Raw genomic sequence first — 16,273 nt, 5'->3', positions numbered from 1 at the left:
TTTATCGAAGTATTTCCTTATTCAGGCGTACTGTAATATGTTTAACTGTACCCGTTCGCTTAAAGACTTTCTGAGATGTTTCCTCATCCAGCGAGGAATGGTCATACGCTTTTGTAGTACCATCGCTGAACTGAACAATCAGGTGCTCTGAATCCGACATTTCATACACAACCGGTACCTGGCAATAGGTAAATGCAAGGGCCTTATCAGGAAGTGTGAGCTCTGCATGCTTCTTGTTGAGTGACACCCACTCAAAGCTTTCTTTTTGGTTTGTAAACTCATCTTTCTTAAGCAGAAAAGGTTCGAATTCCAGCCTGGACGCTTGTACTTTTACTCCCAATTCTCCAAGACGAGCCAGGATGTCTTCTTTAACCTGTCCGGTCATTCCGGGCTGTTGAGCTCCCCGATACTCGGGTGTATGAGAGTATGGGTCTGTGGGAAATGCTCCATATAATTCAGGTGATTTATGAATTCCTATCCCTTTGCCAATTTCGTCAAAGTGGTGTGCAAGCTTTTTTTGTATGTCTGTTTCAACATGTTGCTGATGGGCCGTTTGACACACTTCATATACCGCCAGGTGAAGCTTGGATACCATGTGCCAGTAAATAGATCCTAAACCTTCGTATGCAAAGAAAGTCCCTGATCTCCCGGTAAAAGCCTTATGATTGAACACCTCTTCAAATATTTGCAGGATGAGTTGTTCTTCTTTTTCAGCCAGAGATGCATATTTGGTCGTTTTAAGATCGTTTATAGCTTTTTTGAGATCTCTGGCATTCTTGAAGTTACCGTTGAAATGATAATCCCCATTCACATCCTTGTTTATAATGCGCAGGTTGTTATCAGCAATAAGTTGTTGCAGTAATTTGGACTTCTTGACCAATTCCTTGGGAATATTATTCCGTTCAAGAAATCCGGGAAGCTCTTTATTGGGATAAAGGATGTAGCTCTGCTGGTCTTCGCGGTATAAGGAACTGTTGCGAAGAGCATCCAATAGCTGTACAGCTTCCCTGGCATCTAAGTAGCCAGAACTAAGTGCGGCAACCTGACCTTCAAGCATTTCTGCCAGATAGGAAACAGAGATCCCCTCTTCATCCAGGCTCATAATGTTATAAGCATGATACAGATCATCATCCCGCTTATTAGCCTCAATCGAATGCTCCAGATACTGAAGCGTTATTTGCAAAAAATCAGAGAGTTCACTGATCTTGACAGAAGCTCTGTTCCCCGAAAAACCCTGATCATAAATTTTGTTCCGATATGTACTGCCTGCTTTACCAAGCTTTTCCGTAATCGCTTTACGATCACTGTTACTGAAACTGCTTTTTAAAAGGTCAGTGTTAGCCTGAAGCACTCCGTGAGTGCCTTCCAGTAAATCTTTAATCTCTTCCGATACATTGACATGCTCGTGTTCCGACTGCTCAATAACCGGCTCAAAAAACTTAAGAAATCGTCTCAGATAGTACAGCGTAACCATCGAGACTCCATTCCCCACAAGGGCATTATTGGCATCATTCCACTCAGGCCGCTGGGTGTTCATCCAAATGCCTGCCTCCGGAATAAAGTTCGATACTTTGGCCAGTACGGTAGCCAGTATCTTTTCAATAAAATTGATGTGATGAATCTCTTCTTTATGGCTGCTCAGCAAAGCACCGTCTGCTCCAGTCTCTTTAACTTTCTCCCGTATTATCGTGTCTGAATCCTCATTAAACTCGATGGTATCTTTAGGATCTTTCGCGATCTCTTCGAACGACTTAATTCGATACGGCACATTTGCGTATACAAAAACATCCTTATCAAAAAGGTTCTTTAGCGCTTTGGGTTCATGGCTTTGATAGAACTCAAGAAACTTCAGCAAATAGATAATTTGGTGATCACCCCAATACCCTATGTATGACCATGGATCATCTGGGTCAGCTACTTCCCAGTCAAAACCATCTTTAGTTACCCGATATGGGTTATACCCATCAAAAGTTGATGCATTGAGAAACTTAAAAATCATTCCCTCTATGAAATCAGGATATGAATGAGCCAGCGCCTCCCAGTTTTGGAAAATATCTCTCCAGTTGCCTTCATAGTCGAGAATCTTAGAACCATCCTCTTCACTATGGGTGTTGATTGAAAACTGGTTCCAGGGCCGGCTTGGATCACCGTGCCTGCGGCTGAATTTTAGTGGCAAGTATTCTTTTCCGAGACGTATTAAATCAGGGTCTTCATTCTGCGATAATTTCTCAAGAAGTATATCTCTGTTGAATACATCACCTAAACCAGCAATAAAAGCCTGGTTTTCTTTTACCACTTTCTTGCTGGCATTATTGAGATACTTAACAAAGTCGGCTTTTTCTATCCGGTAGTTATGATCAAAAGTACCACCTCTCATGATATTGAAGAGTACATTTGAATAATGCCGGGCATTTTTAAGCTGATCTGAAGAATGCTGAAATCCATCAGCTCCAGCTACCAGTTGTTTAAGCTTTTGGGTGCCCCGCTCAATATCCTGCTCAACCCATTCATACAGCTCATCATCTGCCTTAAGAGATTGGTTCAGCTCGGCAACCTGCGCATGGTTTTGGTTCACATTTGCAACCATAGACCAACCCTTGGTTTTGCCCGGGACAAGTTCTATATCAGAAACAACAAAGTAGGCTCCTTTCTCAGCTTTAATGTCCTCCTCCTGAGTGAGCGGTTGCTGTTTCCGGAATCGCTCTAATTGAAGGGATGAAAGTAAATAGAGGGGATTTTCGAGTCCTTTTGACCAGGCTACATTAGTCTTTAATGCTTCACTTGGTTCTGCCTTATCTACAATAATGGCACTTAAAGCAAACAAGCCCAATCCTGTATCCGGCACCAGTTCACTGCGTTTATAGGCATCTACAAGGTTACTGGATTTATTCTGTAGATCACTGCTTACCCCATAAGGCATGATATTCTGCATGCCATCGAGGACTTTAATACTGATTTCTTTTTCAGAATTATTTTTTAGAGAAGACTTCTTGACAAACCCGTATAAATTGCTAGAATTCCACTGATACCTGAATGTTAAGCCGAGATCATGATTTACTTCCTCAAAAAGAACCTTATTGCCATACCAGTTTTTGTACAGGTTTTGAGTTGTACGGTACTTGAAGGAATCTCGTTTTGAAAAAGGCTCCCAGATATGGATATCATTATCTACTTCAACCTGAAAGATCGTTTTGCTGCCTGTAGTGTGAGCCAGTTCAGTAATTTTATCATCTGTGTTGTAAGGGAAAAGAGCATACTCTGCATTTTTCCTGCCCGCCGTTAACCCTCCATTACTTGAAATAAACATCCAGTGATTTGAATCACTCACGATGCTCATGAAAAAAGGACGAATTGAGTCAGAGTCAGATATTTTGAACCAATTCTCGTTATATAATTCTTTTAGGGTGATAGACACTGTTACTGCTATAGGTTTGTTTAGTAATTCCGATTTAATGAATGCATGATGCAGGTCAAGTTTATTCTGTCAAAACCCTCACATAGTCGACTTGCATGGTTTGAGGGAAAGGAGTGCTGCTATTAGGTGGGCCTACAAAAGATCCCCCAACCGCAACGTTTAAAATGATATAGAAGGTTTTATCATTAAAAACCCACTCTCCAGCTACATCCTCAGGGGTTATCTCATTGTAGAGTACATCGTCTACAAAGTATTTAATGAAATCAGGGCCCCACTCGATGGCAAAGACGTGGAATTCTGTATCAAATCTTCCATTTGTCAACTGGTAAGAGTCTGTTTCAGCCTGACCTGCTGAGTATCCGGGGCCATGTACGCTGCCATGAATAATCGTTGGCTGTTGTCCCCTGTACTCCATGATGTCGATCTCACCAATTTGGGGCCATACTTCACTCCCATTTGAGTCGTTGCCTAGCATCCAGAAAGCAGGCCATATACCCTGGCCAAATGGAAGCATTATGCGGGCTTCAAATCGGCCAAAAGTTGTCTCAAATTTGCCCCTGGTAAGTATTCTGGCTGAGGTATAGGACGAATTCTGGAATGATTCTTTTCTGGCTGTGATCCGAAGCATTCCATCTTCTACCACAACATTCTCAGGACGGTCAGTGTAATACTGCTGTTCGTTATTACCCCAACCAGGCTGCCCGAAAATTTCCTGTCCGGTTCCAATGTCAAAGGTCCATTTGTCAGGATCAGGGCTTCCATCTTCATCGAATTCATCCTGCCAAACGATGTTGGTATAAGTATCCTTGGGTTCGTTATTGCTGTCGCAACCCAAAATGACGAACGCTATAATTAAGAATGCTGATGTAAGTCTGAATGGAAATGTCATGTTTATTTTAATATTTATGACAGCTTTAATTTTCGGATTACCGGTACAGATAGATGTTATCTACATAGATGGTTGCACCTTGAAGTGCAGCTCCCTGATCTGAGTCAAATACAATCTGACCGAGGTTAGATTTGTTAGCCATACCTGATATATCAAGGTTAATATTGATCCATTGGCCTGATACCAAAACAGGATTGTTGCCCGTAGATACTACTGTAGAGGCAATCGTGTCATCGCCTCCGCCAAAGGCATCATCAGCTCCAAAATCTCTCAGATTTACGGCAAAAGCTGAACCATTGGGGACATCATTCGGGAGGTATATATCTACGCTCAGATTGGTCATATCAGACCCATCTATGGTTGGTACATTTTGGTTGAACTCGATTCCCACGAAGTTGAAGTTCTCGTAGTTCAGTACATTGTTGCCATTTACAGAAAAGTCATTTGAGGTGGTTGTCTGAAATGGCGCATAGAATCCATTGTAGAAATCTACCGGTACATTGTCATAAGCATCGCTGAAGATTGAAATTACATCTTCAGGAGCTTCTGTAGGGGTGGGTGCTGCTGTAAAATCACCAATGGATTCAACGGTCAGAGATCCATTAGCCTGATCATCCCCAAGGCTGGCTGTAATTTCGGCTGTACCAGATCCTACTACTTCTATCAATCCGTTCTCATTTACAGTAGCTACATCCGTATCTGAAGAGCTGAATGTAAAATAAGCCGGAGCTGCACCAACCGTTACATCTACCCCATTTGCCTGGTTGATGGTAAATGTAAGTCCGGATACCTGAATGGTTGAACCAATGAAACTGGTTTGAGTCTCATCATTCCCATTAACAATGGCTGGTCTTGGCTGCGCTAAACCATTGAGGTTCTCATATTTCAACTCATCAACCCAGAAAGAATAACCATCACCTTCCTCAGGTCCTTCTGAATACCAGAACAGGCCGCGCTCAGAGGTCAGATTTGAAGCATCTGGTATTGGAATAACATACTTTTCCCAATTGGTTGTAAGTCTGAGGCCGTTCAGCGCAACTGAATATTCATTTCCAAGAAAATCCTGACCAAACCCAATTTCATTAATTGTTCCGGCCGTTGTACCCTTTGCATAAAAGGTCAGTGCATTGTAGGAAGTAAGATCTCTGCCACCATTTTCGTCCCTGAAAATAGCCCCTGCATATGCTCCCCGGGGATCTCCTTCATTGGGTACATCAAAGCGCATTGCCGTAGAACTGTTATCATAGGTATCCTCTTCCTCTACGCTAAAGGCATCGGGCCTGGAGCCTGCAAAGGGATAGTATTCGAGCCCTGAACTAAATCCATCTATAAAAACATCTGGATTTTCAGGAAAATTTGGCTCTTCTAATCCATCTACCGATCGTTCACAACCCAGCGCAATGAACATGAGTAGCAAACTTGCCAGTATTGTACGTTTGGTGCTTTTTAAAACCATTGTCTTCATGTTTCCAGCCTTTTAATTAATTCGTTATATCAATTTGTATGTATGTTCTGAACTCCCACTCAGCTCCATTATCAAATCCGGGAGCAGTAGGATCCGGCACACGCTCACCACTTGGATCCAATGTATAGGTAGGTGCATACCGCGGAGAGAAATCATCAAGCGATCTCCAGGTGCCTCTGATTCCGATTCTGGTAGAGGGAAGGTTAAACCAGTCCGGACGGCTTATATATGTTGATATATCAGCCATAAGTTGCAGAGGGAACGTCAAATTAAAGTCTCTATGGTAATCGTAAGGCCCCCAATCATTTACTTTTACAAAACTGCTGAACTTCATTTTCTTGTAAATCATCCTGACATCCCCGCCATATCGGGTGATTAGTCTTGGATCGCTGCCTCGTGCCTGAGCATCTCCTCCATAGAGGTTGGCAATAATTCCAAGATCTCTGTTCAGTTTTGATACAACCCGGGCATGAACTTCCCAAAGGTCTTCAGCTGGTGGTGCTCCCGGGAATGGGAAAAAGGTTCTTCCATCCGGCAGAATACCAATTGCAGCATCCTGTGTAGTGGGAAGATGGCGATACACAAATCCAAGACTCATCGCCAGAGGGGCATCTTCCGCTATATCGTTGTTCCATTCGTACATGTAAGTGCCCGGAGTCGGGTCGAATGTAAGTAGCAGCTCACCCGCTATTTGCTCACGGTTTGCCCTTACTATAAATGGGTCTGAAAGGATGTTTCGGGGGCGACCGGGCGCTTGCACATCGGAAGGTACCGGACCTTCAATTGGTTTTTGCCATAAGAAGTTAGGTGCAATTTGCAGATTCCCGACATTGTAGGTAAAACCAGACAAGAAATTGTATTGATTGCCACTTCCACTGTCTTTAAGTCTCCAGCCTGTAAAAGTCATGGTTTGGTCTGCTCCGCCGTTGGCAACTAATCCCATGATAGCAGATTGAGCATACCAGTTAAATAAACCACGTGAATAGGTCAGTTTAACTTTTCCACCCCAGTTATCCATTGATTCGATTTCATCTACATATACATCATAGCTACCGTCAGATTGCTCACGAACCAATTGGAATTCCCGGCCATTTAGTGGCTGCCCGGCCCAAATACCCCCAAGTTCTACTCCAAAATTCCCGAACTCACGACCGGCATATAGAGTCAGGCGTCGGGTTTTAGGCTGAGGAATAGCAAATGAGCTTCCTGTTAATCCCTGTCTTTCGATATCCTCATGAAACACTCCAGTAAAATCGGTTTGCCCAATATTTGTGGAATACTTTAGCAATACTGCCGGGTTAGCACCCCACCAAAGTTGTGGACCGAAAGCCAATTTGAAGCCATCGAACATTTTTTTCCCTTCGGCTTCAAACCCAAAAGGTGCAATGCCATTATAGATATCGATTTGATCTCCATAATTTGCCTCCGGATACAATCCAAAAAAGTCGCCTTCGTATCCCCAGTGATAATGACCGGTTCTATAGAAACCATCCAGGTTAAAATATTCCTGATTCCAGTTATACGTTGCACTGTAAATCTCTACCCTGTTTAAAGATTCAACGGTAATGGCATCGTTCTGCCCCATTAACTCTACCGCTCGTCCCCTGTTTTCATAGAAAATCTCATCAATCGGGTTCTCAGCAACATTCCCTAAAATGTTGGTAACCACTTCTGCTCTCATATTTGGGCTTGGGTTTGCCTCTACACCTATGTAAAAGGACTGCAGGTGATCAAACCCTAACTCATCGGGAAATGCGTTCCTGTCCGGGATTTCGTTTTGAGGAGTGGTTATCAGGCTGCCCCCCGTATTAAATGTTTCAAAGGTAGCTGAGAACCGGCTTAAGGAGATCAGATCTGAACTTCCGCCTGCTTCTCCTCCTGCTGCCTTTGTTCTAAGTTCAGCATCGATGATGGATATATCTGAAAAGTGAGATTCCAGATTATCCTGAGATACTCCCTGCTGGTATGGGTTGAATTGATGTACCTCTTTAAGCACATAATAGGCAGCCCTTGGATACAGCTCATAAAAACCAGAAAGATTGGTTGGCCCTTTAGCCATGATGCCAAACCATTCCTCATTCATGTTATTCTCGCCTTCTTCAAAATCAAACTGGTAGCCACCATTAGACCAGGAAGCATTATTATCATGAACATCAAGGTTTTCAGTTTGGCCATATTTCCACCAGCCATCACTAAACTGAAAAGTAAAGCCGCCTAAAGAATTATCACTTCCTCCCATTCCGGCTGCATTTTTATAGATCTCTTTCCAGTTATTAAATAAATATGTTGCCTGTGCACCCTGAGCTTCTTGTAAAGTTCGGGCATTAAAAGCATCAGAGCCGAATTCCGTAAGCAGAACTGGCTTGCCATATTCATTCTCTACGCGCTCATATAAATCAGTGAAGGTTAAGCCCCGGTAGGTGTTTGTACCAAAGATGTCGATATCAGGGACTAGCTCCGTGATAAGGTCCATAAACAGAAGATCCCCGTTACAGATCGCAATTGGGTTACTGCTGTCAATTTCCTTCATGGCTACAGCTGCATCATTAAATAATTCGTACATAGCCCGGGCACGGATGGTAGACTTCCGGTCTTCGATGGGAATATCTTCCGTTTCAGCCCCACCCCAGAACAGACCGTAGTTGTTCTCATTTCCTAATAAATAAAGAAGCAGTCCGGGGGTGTCTTTATATTCTTCTACAAGCTGGGTTACTTCATTCAATAATAACTCACGGACTCTTGGATCAGAATATTCTGTATTTGCCATCCAGGCCCCGTCAATAGTAAGGCCATATCTGCCAAAAGAGTGGTTAAGCATCGTGTAAATGCCATAATTCTCATAAATGTAGGTGATCCATCTTTTGGGAATACCGGTGTAAACACGAATTGCATTTACGCCCATATTCTTAAGCAAAGACATTTCATAGTCTAAAGCTTGTTGAATAAACTCCGGAGATTGATCCCATAAGCTATATGCATAATTGGTTCCCCTGGGAAAGTAATCCCAGTTCATACCATTAATAATCAGTTCTTCCCCGTTGATGAGTAGCTTCCACCCCTCGGCGGATTTTTCAACAGCAACTTCTTCAGATTGGCTCATTGCTGTTATATTTAAACTCAATAACGCAATTATTAGTAAAGCGATTCTTTTCATTTCCACTAAGTTTTATTCCTGGAGAGATTTATTATGAACTCCGCCAATTAATTCACTATTCCGCAAGTGATCTGGCAGACAATAATTGTGACAAGCCGAAATGGCAATATTAACATTATATATACAGCGGTCAGAAAAGCGCTTTTCTGAGTCCTAAATACCCTTTCTTCATTCAGAAAGGCATGTTTGACAATTGCATTGGATTGGAGTGAAAGCTTAAAAAAAACCCGGCTGTATATACTTTATAAAGATTGTCGGTCCTTATTTTACTACCTGAAATGTTTTTTTAAGTCCAAAAAGATAGAACGGGATTGCTCACCCGGAACCAGAAAAGCTGAATCAGGTGATGTCAATGAATCTTAAACCTCATTTGTCGCGTAGGGATTCTATTGATCTTAAAAGATAGCTACCCTTAATCCAAATCACCGATTATGAAACATCTACTCTTCCTCTTCCTGATTTCATCCATGACTTTTCCGATATATGCTCAATACGAATATGAACCCAATGCCGACCATCCATTTGGACAACTCAATCCTGAGGCCCCTGAGCAGGTAGCAGATTTCGATCCTCTTATTGGCAGAAGCTCCTGCAGTTCTGAAAGCAGGGCTGCAGACGGCAGTTGGAATGAACCGGTAGATATGATATGGACGTTCAAATATATCATGAATGGAAAAGCTGTTCAGGATGAGACCCTAAAAGCCGATGGCGCTCATTCAGGAAGTATCAGACAGTTTAATGCAGACAGTCTGAAATGGTATGTCCATTATTACAGCTCTTCTTCCCTGCCGGCTGTATTACCCTCCTGGGAAGGTACACAAACAGAAGCAGGCAACATTGTGCTTTATCGGGAGCAGGCGGCCCCTAGTGGCACCGAAGGCTTCTACAGATTAACTTTTTCTGAAATTAGTGAAGATGGGTTTGAATGGGTTGGCGAATGGGTTAATACAAACGAGACTTTTGCTTATCCAACCTGGAAAATAACCTGTATGAAATCTGAGTAGATTTTCTTTCTTTTAAACCAGTTAACAAGCACGCCTATGGCTACAAGCAAAGAATTCGTTGATTTTGTAATTGGTCAAATAACCAATGCCGGTGATATCACTGCAAGAAGTATGTTCGGAGAATACGGAATCTTTTCTGACAAAAAGATCTTCGGGCTGATCTGTGATAACAAGTTATTTGTTAAACCTACCGAGGCTGGCCGAAAGTATATCGGGAATGTGGTTGAAGCCCCTCCCTATGAGGGTGCAAAAAATAGCTTCCTGATTGAGGAAAAACTGGAAGATTCTGAATGGCTGAGTGAATTGGTTCGAATTACATTGAAAGAGTTGCCTGAACCCAGGAAAAGAAAGAAAAAATAGCTACAGCTCAGTTATTTAAATAAAGGGTGATGATCTCCGAATAACTCAAGCCATCCAGCATCTCACGGCGACTAAGTTCTCTCAAAAAGTCCTCCGTTACTCCATTGGCATGCAGGCCAACGATCCCCGAATAGTCCAGCTCATCCAGGTAATCAATACGATTGAGGGTTTGAATGTAATCGAGAGGAACTCCATTTGCATACAAACCAATAATACCAGAGTAGCTGAGTTCATCAAGGTAATCCAGCCGATTCAATCCCCTGAGGTAATCTTCAGGCACGTTATTCGCATATAACCCAATAACGCCCGAATAATCCAGCTCATCCAGATAGTCGATGCGTTCCAGCGTACGGATGTAATCGGAGGGTACACCATTGGCATATAAACCAATGACACCGGAGTAGCTCAATTCTTCCAGGAAGCCGATTCGATCGAGATCCTGCATATAGTCCAGTGGCACATCGTTTTGATATAAAGCTGTAATCTGATTTTGATCAGGAGTCTCATTGAAATCGAGCTGGTTAACCTCATCCATGTATTCCAGGATTCCACCTGACAACCCTGACTGCCCCTGAACAACTTCAGTCACCTGACCGGAATCTCCGGTAATTCCAAGTGTTTCAAGCGGACGCCAGTCGTTTAACCAGAAAAAGAAAACGACCAGGAAAACACTCAATACAATAGCGTCTCTTTTGAGGGTGCGCTTCTTTTCTTTGTTGAACTCCGGCTGAACATAGCCCAGAAACCCATCCTCCTCCTGAGGATCTTCACCACGGGAATCAAGATCTAACTCCGGCTCCTGCTCCGGATCATTATTATGCAGATGGTTTTTAAAGCGTTTGCTATGTTTGTCTTTCTGGGATGCCATAGCCGAATGTATGAATTGCTTGGGTAAGATTGTACCGGGAGTCCAAAAATTCGTCCATCAAAAATCGGTCGCTCGATCTATCACATTTCATACAGAACTGCGAGTAACGATTGACGAATTGTTCTTCATGATTTAGCCAACTAATAACGGGTTAATTCTTCTACTATATCATTAAATCTTCGATCAAATTCCTCATAGTATTCCCCGGTGGCCGGGCCGGTGAAATAGCTGTGTACATAACGTGCATATCCTTTTTTATCGATAAACACCAGTGTTGGAAATGCCACAATCTCATCTATAAATGGAAAAGCTTCGGCTGCTTTGGATTTGGACAGTGGTCCGCCAAGAATCATTTTATACGGTATGCCCAGCCGTTCTTTATAAGTTTTAATTCGATTTAAACCATATTCTGGCGAATAGTTAGCCTCGAAATTCACCGCCAAAATTTCCACGTTTTTGTCGGGATGTTCCTCCACCCACTCGGTCAAATACCGGGTTTGATCCTGACTGTTAGAGCACCATGTCCCCATCAGCTGAACAATAAGCACCTTGCCTATATACTCTTCCGGGTTGATTTTCTGTTCGGCCAGTACAGCCAAACTTTCCAGATCAGGCTTGATATTCTTATCGGTTAAATCAATCATTTCAAACGGATCGGGGAGTCTGGCTGTGCCATCCCGTGTAGCTATCCATGGTCGGGAATAGCCATCGTCGAGCACAAGTTCACCGTTCCAGGTTTCATCATCTGCATCATAAGTTCCCTTCAGGAGAAAAGAATGCACTCCATCAAAAGTCGACATCTCGATACTGTTACCTTCCACCTTACCTTCAAAAAACCGGTAGTCACTGACTTCCGTCATGATCGTGCCGGTTACCTGGTTTCCATTCTGTTTAAAAAGTCCGACCGCAGGATACTCACTGCTTCTGCCATAGTTAACCGTCATATCCCAGCGTTTTCCCACATCAAGCGGTTCCTCCTCCTCGGTTATCTCATATCGAGGTTGTCCATATTCAGCCCTGAAAGAATAACTTTGATTTCTGTAGTGCTTATAAAGCCGGCCTTCCATGTGGATTTCCCCCATTTTCATTTTGAGGGTTATATCAAACCCAAACATGGGGATTATCAGACTGTCGTTTCGAACTGAAGCTTGGAGCGATGCTCTGTCCTTGCCATTGATAAAGGTCAGAATAGGAGACTCAGATTTTCCAGGGTAATCTACCTCAAACTGAAAAGGAATTTCGGCGTTGCTGTAGATGATAGTTCCTTTCCAAATTCCCTCTTTTGGAGTTTGGGCTGCTATGAATGACTGGAAGAAAATGAGGAGTAGAAATAGTCCGGCTATATTTTTCATGGGGAGAATATAGCTAATTCAGGTTGAATAGACATTGATGATCGGACAGAAACCAAATCCGTTTTATAGTAGCGCTGTTACGCGAAGCCCTGAAGGACTTCGCTTGCTTACCTTAATAGATGAGGGGCAATTGATAGAGTGACACCTGTATATGCCATTTTGGGTAACCCAAATAGTAACAGAGAATCCGGATCAAGTCCGGGATGTCTGCGTCACATATTACGTCGGTACTGCCCGCCTACTTCATATAAGGCATGTGAAATCTGGCCCAGCGAAGCAACCTTCACGGTTTCCATGAGTTCCTCAAATAAGTTGCCGTTGTTTCGGGCTACTTCTTTGAGTCGTTCGATGGCTTTATCGGCATCTTTTTCATTTCGCTTCCAGAAGGCTTCCAGGTTCTCAATCTGCTGACGCTTCTCCTCTTCCGTAGATCGGATCAGATCAATTTCTTTATCCCCCTCTTCTCCTTCGCCTTCTTTCTGGAAGGTATTCACTCCGATAATAGGGAGCTCTCCGGAATGTTTCTTAGACTCATAGTAGAGCGATTCATCCTGAATCTTGCCGCGCTGATACATATTCTCCATTGCACCCAATACACCACCACGTTCGGTGATACGATCGAACTCAGTCAAAATAGCTTCTTCAACAAGGTCAGTCAGTTCATCTATGAAATAAGAACCCTGGTTGATGTTCTCATTTTTAGCCGTTCCCAGTTCTTTGTTAATGATCATCTGGATAGCCAGGGCCCGTCGTACCGACTCTTCAGTCGGCGTTGTGATAGCCTCATCATATGCATTGGTGTGCAATGAGTTACAGTTATCATATATCGCCAGTAATGCCTGCAGAGTAGTACGGATATCATTAAACTGAATCTCCTGTGCATGCAGTGAACGACCACTGGTCTGAATATGATACTTCAGCTTCTGGGAGCGATCGTTGGCTTCATACTTATTCTTCATAGCTACAGCCCAAATACGTCGCGCTACACGGCCAATCACCGCATACTCAGGATCTAAGCCGTTACTGAAGAAGAACGACAGATTATGGGCGAAATCATCCACATCCAGTCCGCGTGCCAGGTAGTATTCCACAAAAGTGAATCCGTTCGCAAGTGTAAATGCAGCCTGCGTAATTGGGTTCGCACCGGCCTCTGCGATATGGTAACCGGAAATAGAAACCGAATAATAATTCCGAACTTTGTGCTCGGTGAAATAGGTTTGAATATCCCCCATCATTTTAAGAGCAAATTCGGTTGAGAAGATGCAGGTATTCTGGGCCTGATCTTCTTTCAGTATATCTGCCTGAACCGTTCCGCGTACTACACTCAGCGTATTCTCCTTAATTTCATTATAAGTACTCTCTGGTAATAAGTGATCACCTGAAATACCCAAAGTAGCAAGACCAAACTCATCGTTGCCTTCCGGAATTTCATTAATGTATTGAGGCTGCTCTACACCACGCTCTTTGAAGTAAGCTTTGATTTTCTTTTTCGCTTCTTCCCACTTTCCATTCTCTTTAAGGTAGCGTTCCACTTCCTGATCAATCGCTGTATTCATAAACATGGCCAAAATCATCGGCGCCGGACCATTAATGGTCATTGAAACGGAAGTTTTAGGGGAAGTCAGCTCAAAACCGGAATATAGCTTCTTCATGTCGTCCAGCGTACAAATACTAACTCCGGAATTTCCAATCTTACCATAAATGTCAGGTCGATATCCCGGATCTTCACCATAGAGTGTCACCGAATCAAAAGCCGTAGAAAGTCGTGCGGCCGGCATCCCTTCACTTACATAGTGAAAGCGTTTATTGGTTCGCTCGGGCGTTCCCTCTCCCGCAAACATTCTGGTCGGGTCTTCCCCTTCCCGCTTGAACGGGAAAACCCCAGCTGTATATGGAAAGTAGCCAGGAAGGTTTTCTTTCAAAGCAAACTTAAGCTGCTCGCCTTTATTCTTCGTTTTCGGAAGGGCCACACGTGGAATCTTTAATCCACTCAGTGATTCCCGGTATAATTTATTTTTGAAGGTTTTGTCGCGGATCTGAACTTCAAAATGCTCCTGCTGATATTGCTCAAACAGTTCATTCCAGCCCTCCAGGATTTTCTTGGGTAAAACATCCAGCTTAGAAAGCCAGTGTTCCCGCATCTTAGCCAGATTATCCTGCATAACCTGTTTTTCATCAGGATTCCAGCTTTCCAGCTGATCAATGGTTCCTGAAACCTGGTCCAGTTTGGAGGCAGCATCAACCTGCTCTTCCACCCACTCGTGGTAATCACGAACGGTTTCTGAGATTTCGGATAAATACCGAACCCGTTTACCCGGAATGATCGCCTGTGCCTGAATATCTTCAGCTGGCTTGGGATTGGTATAAATTTTCGTTTCCCAGCCAATGTCATAATGCCCATTAATCTTATCCACCAAAGCCTTAAACAAGCGATTCACGCCTTCATCATTAAACTGTGCGGCTATGGTTGGGTACACCGGCATATCTTCCTGCTTGGCATGCCATGAGCCCGTATTTCGGATCATTTGCTTGCGCACGTCTCTAAGGGCGTCAAGCGATCCTTTCTTCTCAAATTTATTGAGCACTACCAATTCAGCCAGATCCAGCATGTTGATTTTCTCAAGCTGTGTGGCAGCCCCATATTCACTGGTCATCACATACATCGGGATATCGGTGATATCCACAATCTCGGTGCCGCTCTGACCGATACCGGATGTTCCCACGATAATCAGGTCAAATCCAGCAGCTTTGTATAATTCAATAGCTCCTAGTAATCCCTTGCTGGTAGAGCGATTGGATGCCCGGGTAGCCATACTACGCATGTACACCCGGTCGGTGTCAATGCTGTTCATTCGGATACGGTCGCCCAATAAAGCTCCGCCTGTTTTCACTTTGGAAGGATCTACGGAAATGATACCAATGGTCAGATCTTCAAATTCAGTGAGAAAACGTCGTACCAGCTCATCGGTTAGGGAGCTTTTTCCAGCCCCTCCGGTTCCTGTAATTCCAACCAGGGGAATAGTTTTCTTTGCTAACTCAATCTCTTTGCCTTTTCCATCCAGCAGCTTGCCTTCTTTCAGCGTTAAAATATCATCGTGTTCATTTTCAATAGCTGTCAGAGAACGAGCCAGTGCTATAGTATCTCGTTTTTTGAGCTTCTTAAATTCGGGTTTTGCTACAGAGATAGGATCGAAATCACATTCTTCCAGCATGAAGTTGATCATACCCTGAAGTCCCATCTTGCTTCCATCCTCAACAGAAAAAATGCGGGTTACGCCAGCTTTATGGAGTTCTTCTATTTCGGAATCCACAATTACTCCGCCACCTCCACCAAATACCTCGATATGTCCTGCACCATGTTCTTCCAGCAGTTCAATCATATATTTGAAATACTCTACATGTCCGCCCTGGTAAGAGCTAATGGCAATTCCCTGTGCGTCTTCCTGAATAGCGCAATTCACTATCTCATGAACCGAGCGGTTATGCCCAAGGTGAATGACCTCAGCTCCGCTGCTTTGCAGAATTCGGCGCATAATGTTGATACTGGCATCATGGCCATCAAACAGGCTTGCAGCTGTCACAAAGCGAATTTTATGCTTCGCCTGGTAGGGCTGCTGAATGTTGTTATTCTTATCTGATTTTGCAGCAGCTTTTTTAGCTTGTGATGTTTTCGTGTTTACCGACATAATCTTTTTTCTTGATGTTGGAAGCGGTTCCATAAGATATGGATTTGAACAAGAAGTATTAAGTGCCTTGATCGAATATT

Annotated in this window: 9 protein-coding genes; 2 read left to right on the top strand and 7 right to left on the bottom strand. The window is 43.4% G+C overall.

What is annotated here, in order from left to right; all coding sequences use genetic code 11:
- Position 1 precedes the first annotated feature (1 nt).
- The 4 genes from RIB15_RS11595 to RIB15_RS11580 all read right to left on the bottom strand — a co-directional run bounded on the left by RIB15_RS11595 (position 2) and on the right by RIB15_RS11580 (position 8,923).
- Positions 2-3,415 (bottom strand): 1,3-beta-D-glucan phosphorylase, GH149 family, encoded by a 3,414-nt coding sequence (locus RIB15_RS11595; protein WP_350202323.1) that lies wholly within the window; start codon positions 3,413-3,415, stop codon positions 2-4.
- A 61-nt stretch (positions 3,416-3,476) separates the two neighbouring features.
- Positions 3,477-4,304: a glycoside hydrolase family 16 protein gene (locus tag RIB15_RS11590; protein WP_350202322.1), complete on the bottom strand. Its 828-nt coding sequence runs from the start codon at positions 4,302-4,304 to the stop codon at positions 3,477-3,479.
- A gap of 37 nt (positions 4,305-4,341) precedes the next feature.
- Complete coding sequence (locus tag RIB15_RS11585) at positions 4,342-5,769, bottom strand: Ig-like domain-containing protein (RefSeq protein ID WP_350202321.1); 1,428 nt, start codon at positions 5,767-5,769, stop codon at positions 4,342-4,344.
- 16 nt (positions 5,770-5,785) lie between these two features.
- Positions 5,786-8,923, bottom strand: a complete 3,138-nt coding sequence (locus RIB15_RS11580; RefSeq protein ID WP_350202320.1) for a glycoside hydrolase family 2 TIM barrel-domain containing protein — start codon at positions 8,921-8,923, stop codon at positions 5,786-5,788.
- Between the two features lie 431 nt (positions 8,924-9,354).
- Here RIB15_RS11580 and RIB15_RS11575 point away from each other — a divergent pair, with 431 nt between their 5' ends.
- Complete coding sequence (locus RIB15_RS11575) at positions 9,355-9,927, top strand: hypothetical protein (protein WP_350202319.1); 573 nt, start codon at positions 9,355-9,357, stop codon at positions 9,925-9,927.
- Positions 9,928-9,963: 36 nt separating this feature from the next.
- On the top strand, positions 9,964-10,287 hold the full coding sequence (locus tag RIB15_RS11570; protein ID WP_350202318.1) for a TfoX/Sxy family protein: 324 nt from the start codon (positions 9,964-9,966) through the stop codon (positions 10,285-10,287).
- A gap of 7 nt (positions 10,288-10,294) precedes the next feature.
- On the opposite strand, the gene RIB15_RS11565 is transcribed toward RIB15_RS11570, so the two are convergent.
- The 3 genes from RIB15_RS11565 to RIB15_RS11555 all read right to left on the bottom strand — a co-directional run bounded on the left by RIB15_RS11565 (position 10,295) and on the right by RIB15_RS11555 (position 16,193).
- Positions 10,295-11,155: a hypothetical protein gene (locus tag RIB15_RS11565; protein ID WP_350202317.1), complete on the bottom strand. Its 861-nt coding sequence runs from the start codon at positions 11,153-11,155 to the stop codon at positions 10,295-10,297.
- A 140-nt stretch (positions 11,156-11,295) separates the two neighbouring features.
- Positions 11,296-12,507, bottom strand: coding sequence for a TlpA family protein disulfide reductase (locus RIB15_RS11560; protein ID WP_350202316.1), 1,212 nt, complete (start codon positions 12,505-12,507; stop codon positions 11,296-11,298).
- A 212-nt stretch (positions 12,508-12,719) separates the two neighbouring features.
- The gene (locus RIB15_RS11555) at positions 12,720-16,193 is read right to left on the bottom strand and encodes a methylmalonyl-CoA mutase family protein (protein WP_350202315.1); all 3,474 of its coding nucleotides are present in this window, start codon (positions 16,191-16,193) and stop codon (positions 12,720-12,722) included.
- Positions 16,194-16,273: the final 80 nt, after the last annotated feature.

It is taken from the genome of Gracilimonas sp. (assembly GCF_040218225.1).
Classification (GTDB): domain Bacteria; phylum Bacteroidota; class Rhodothermia; order Balneolales; family Balneolaceae; genus Gracilimonas.
The sequence above is the reverse complement of the archived record's forward strand: the minus strand, read 5'-3'. Positions and strand labels throughout refer to the sequence as shown.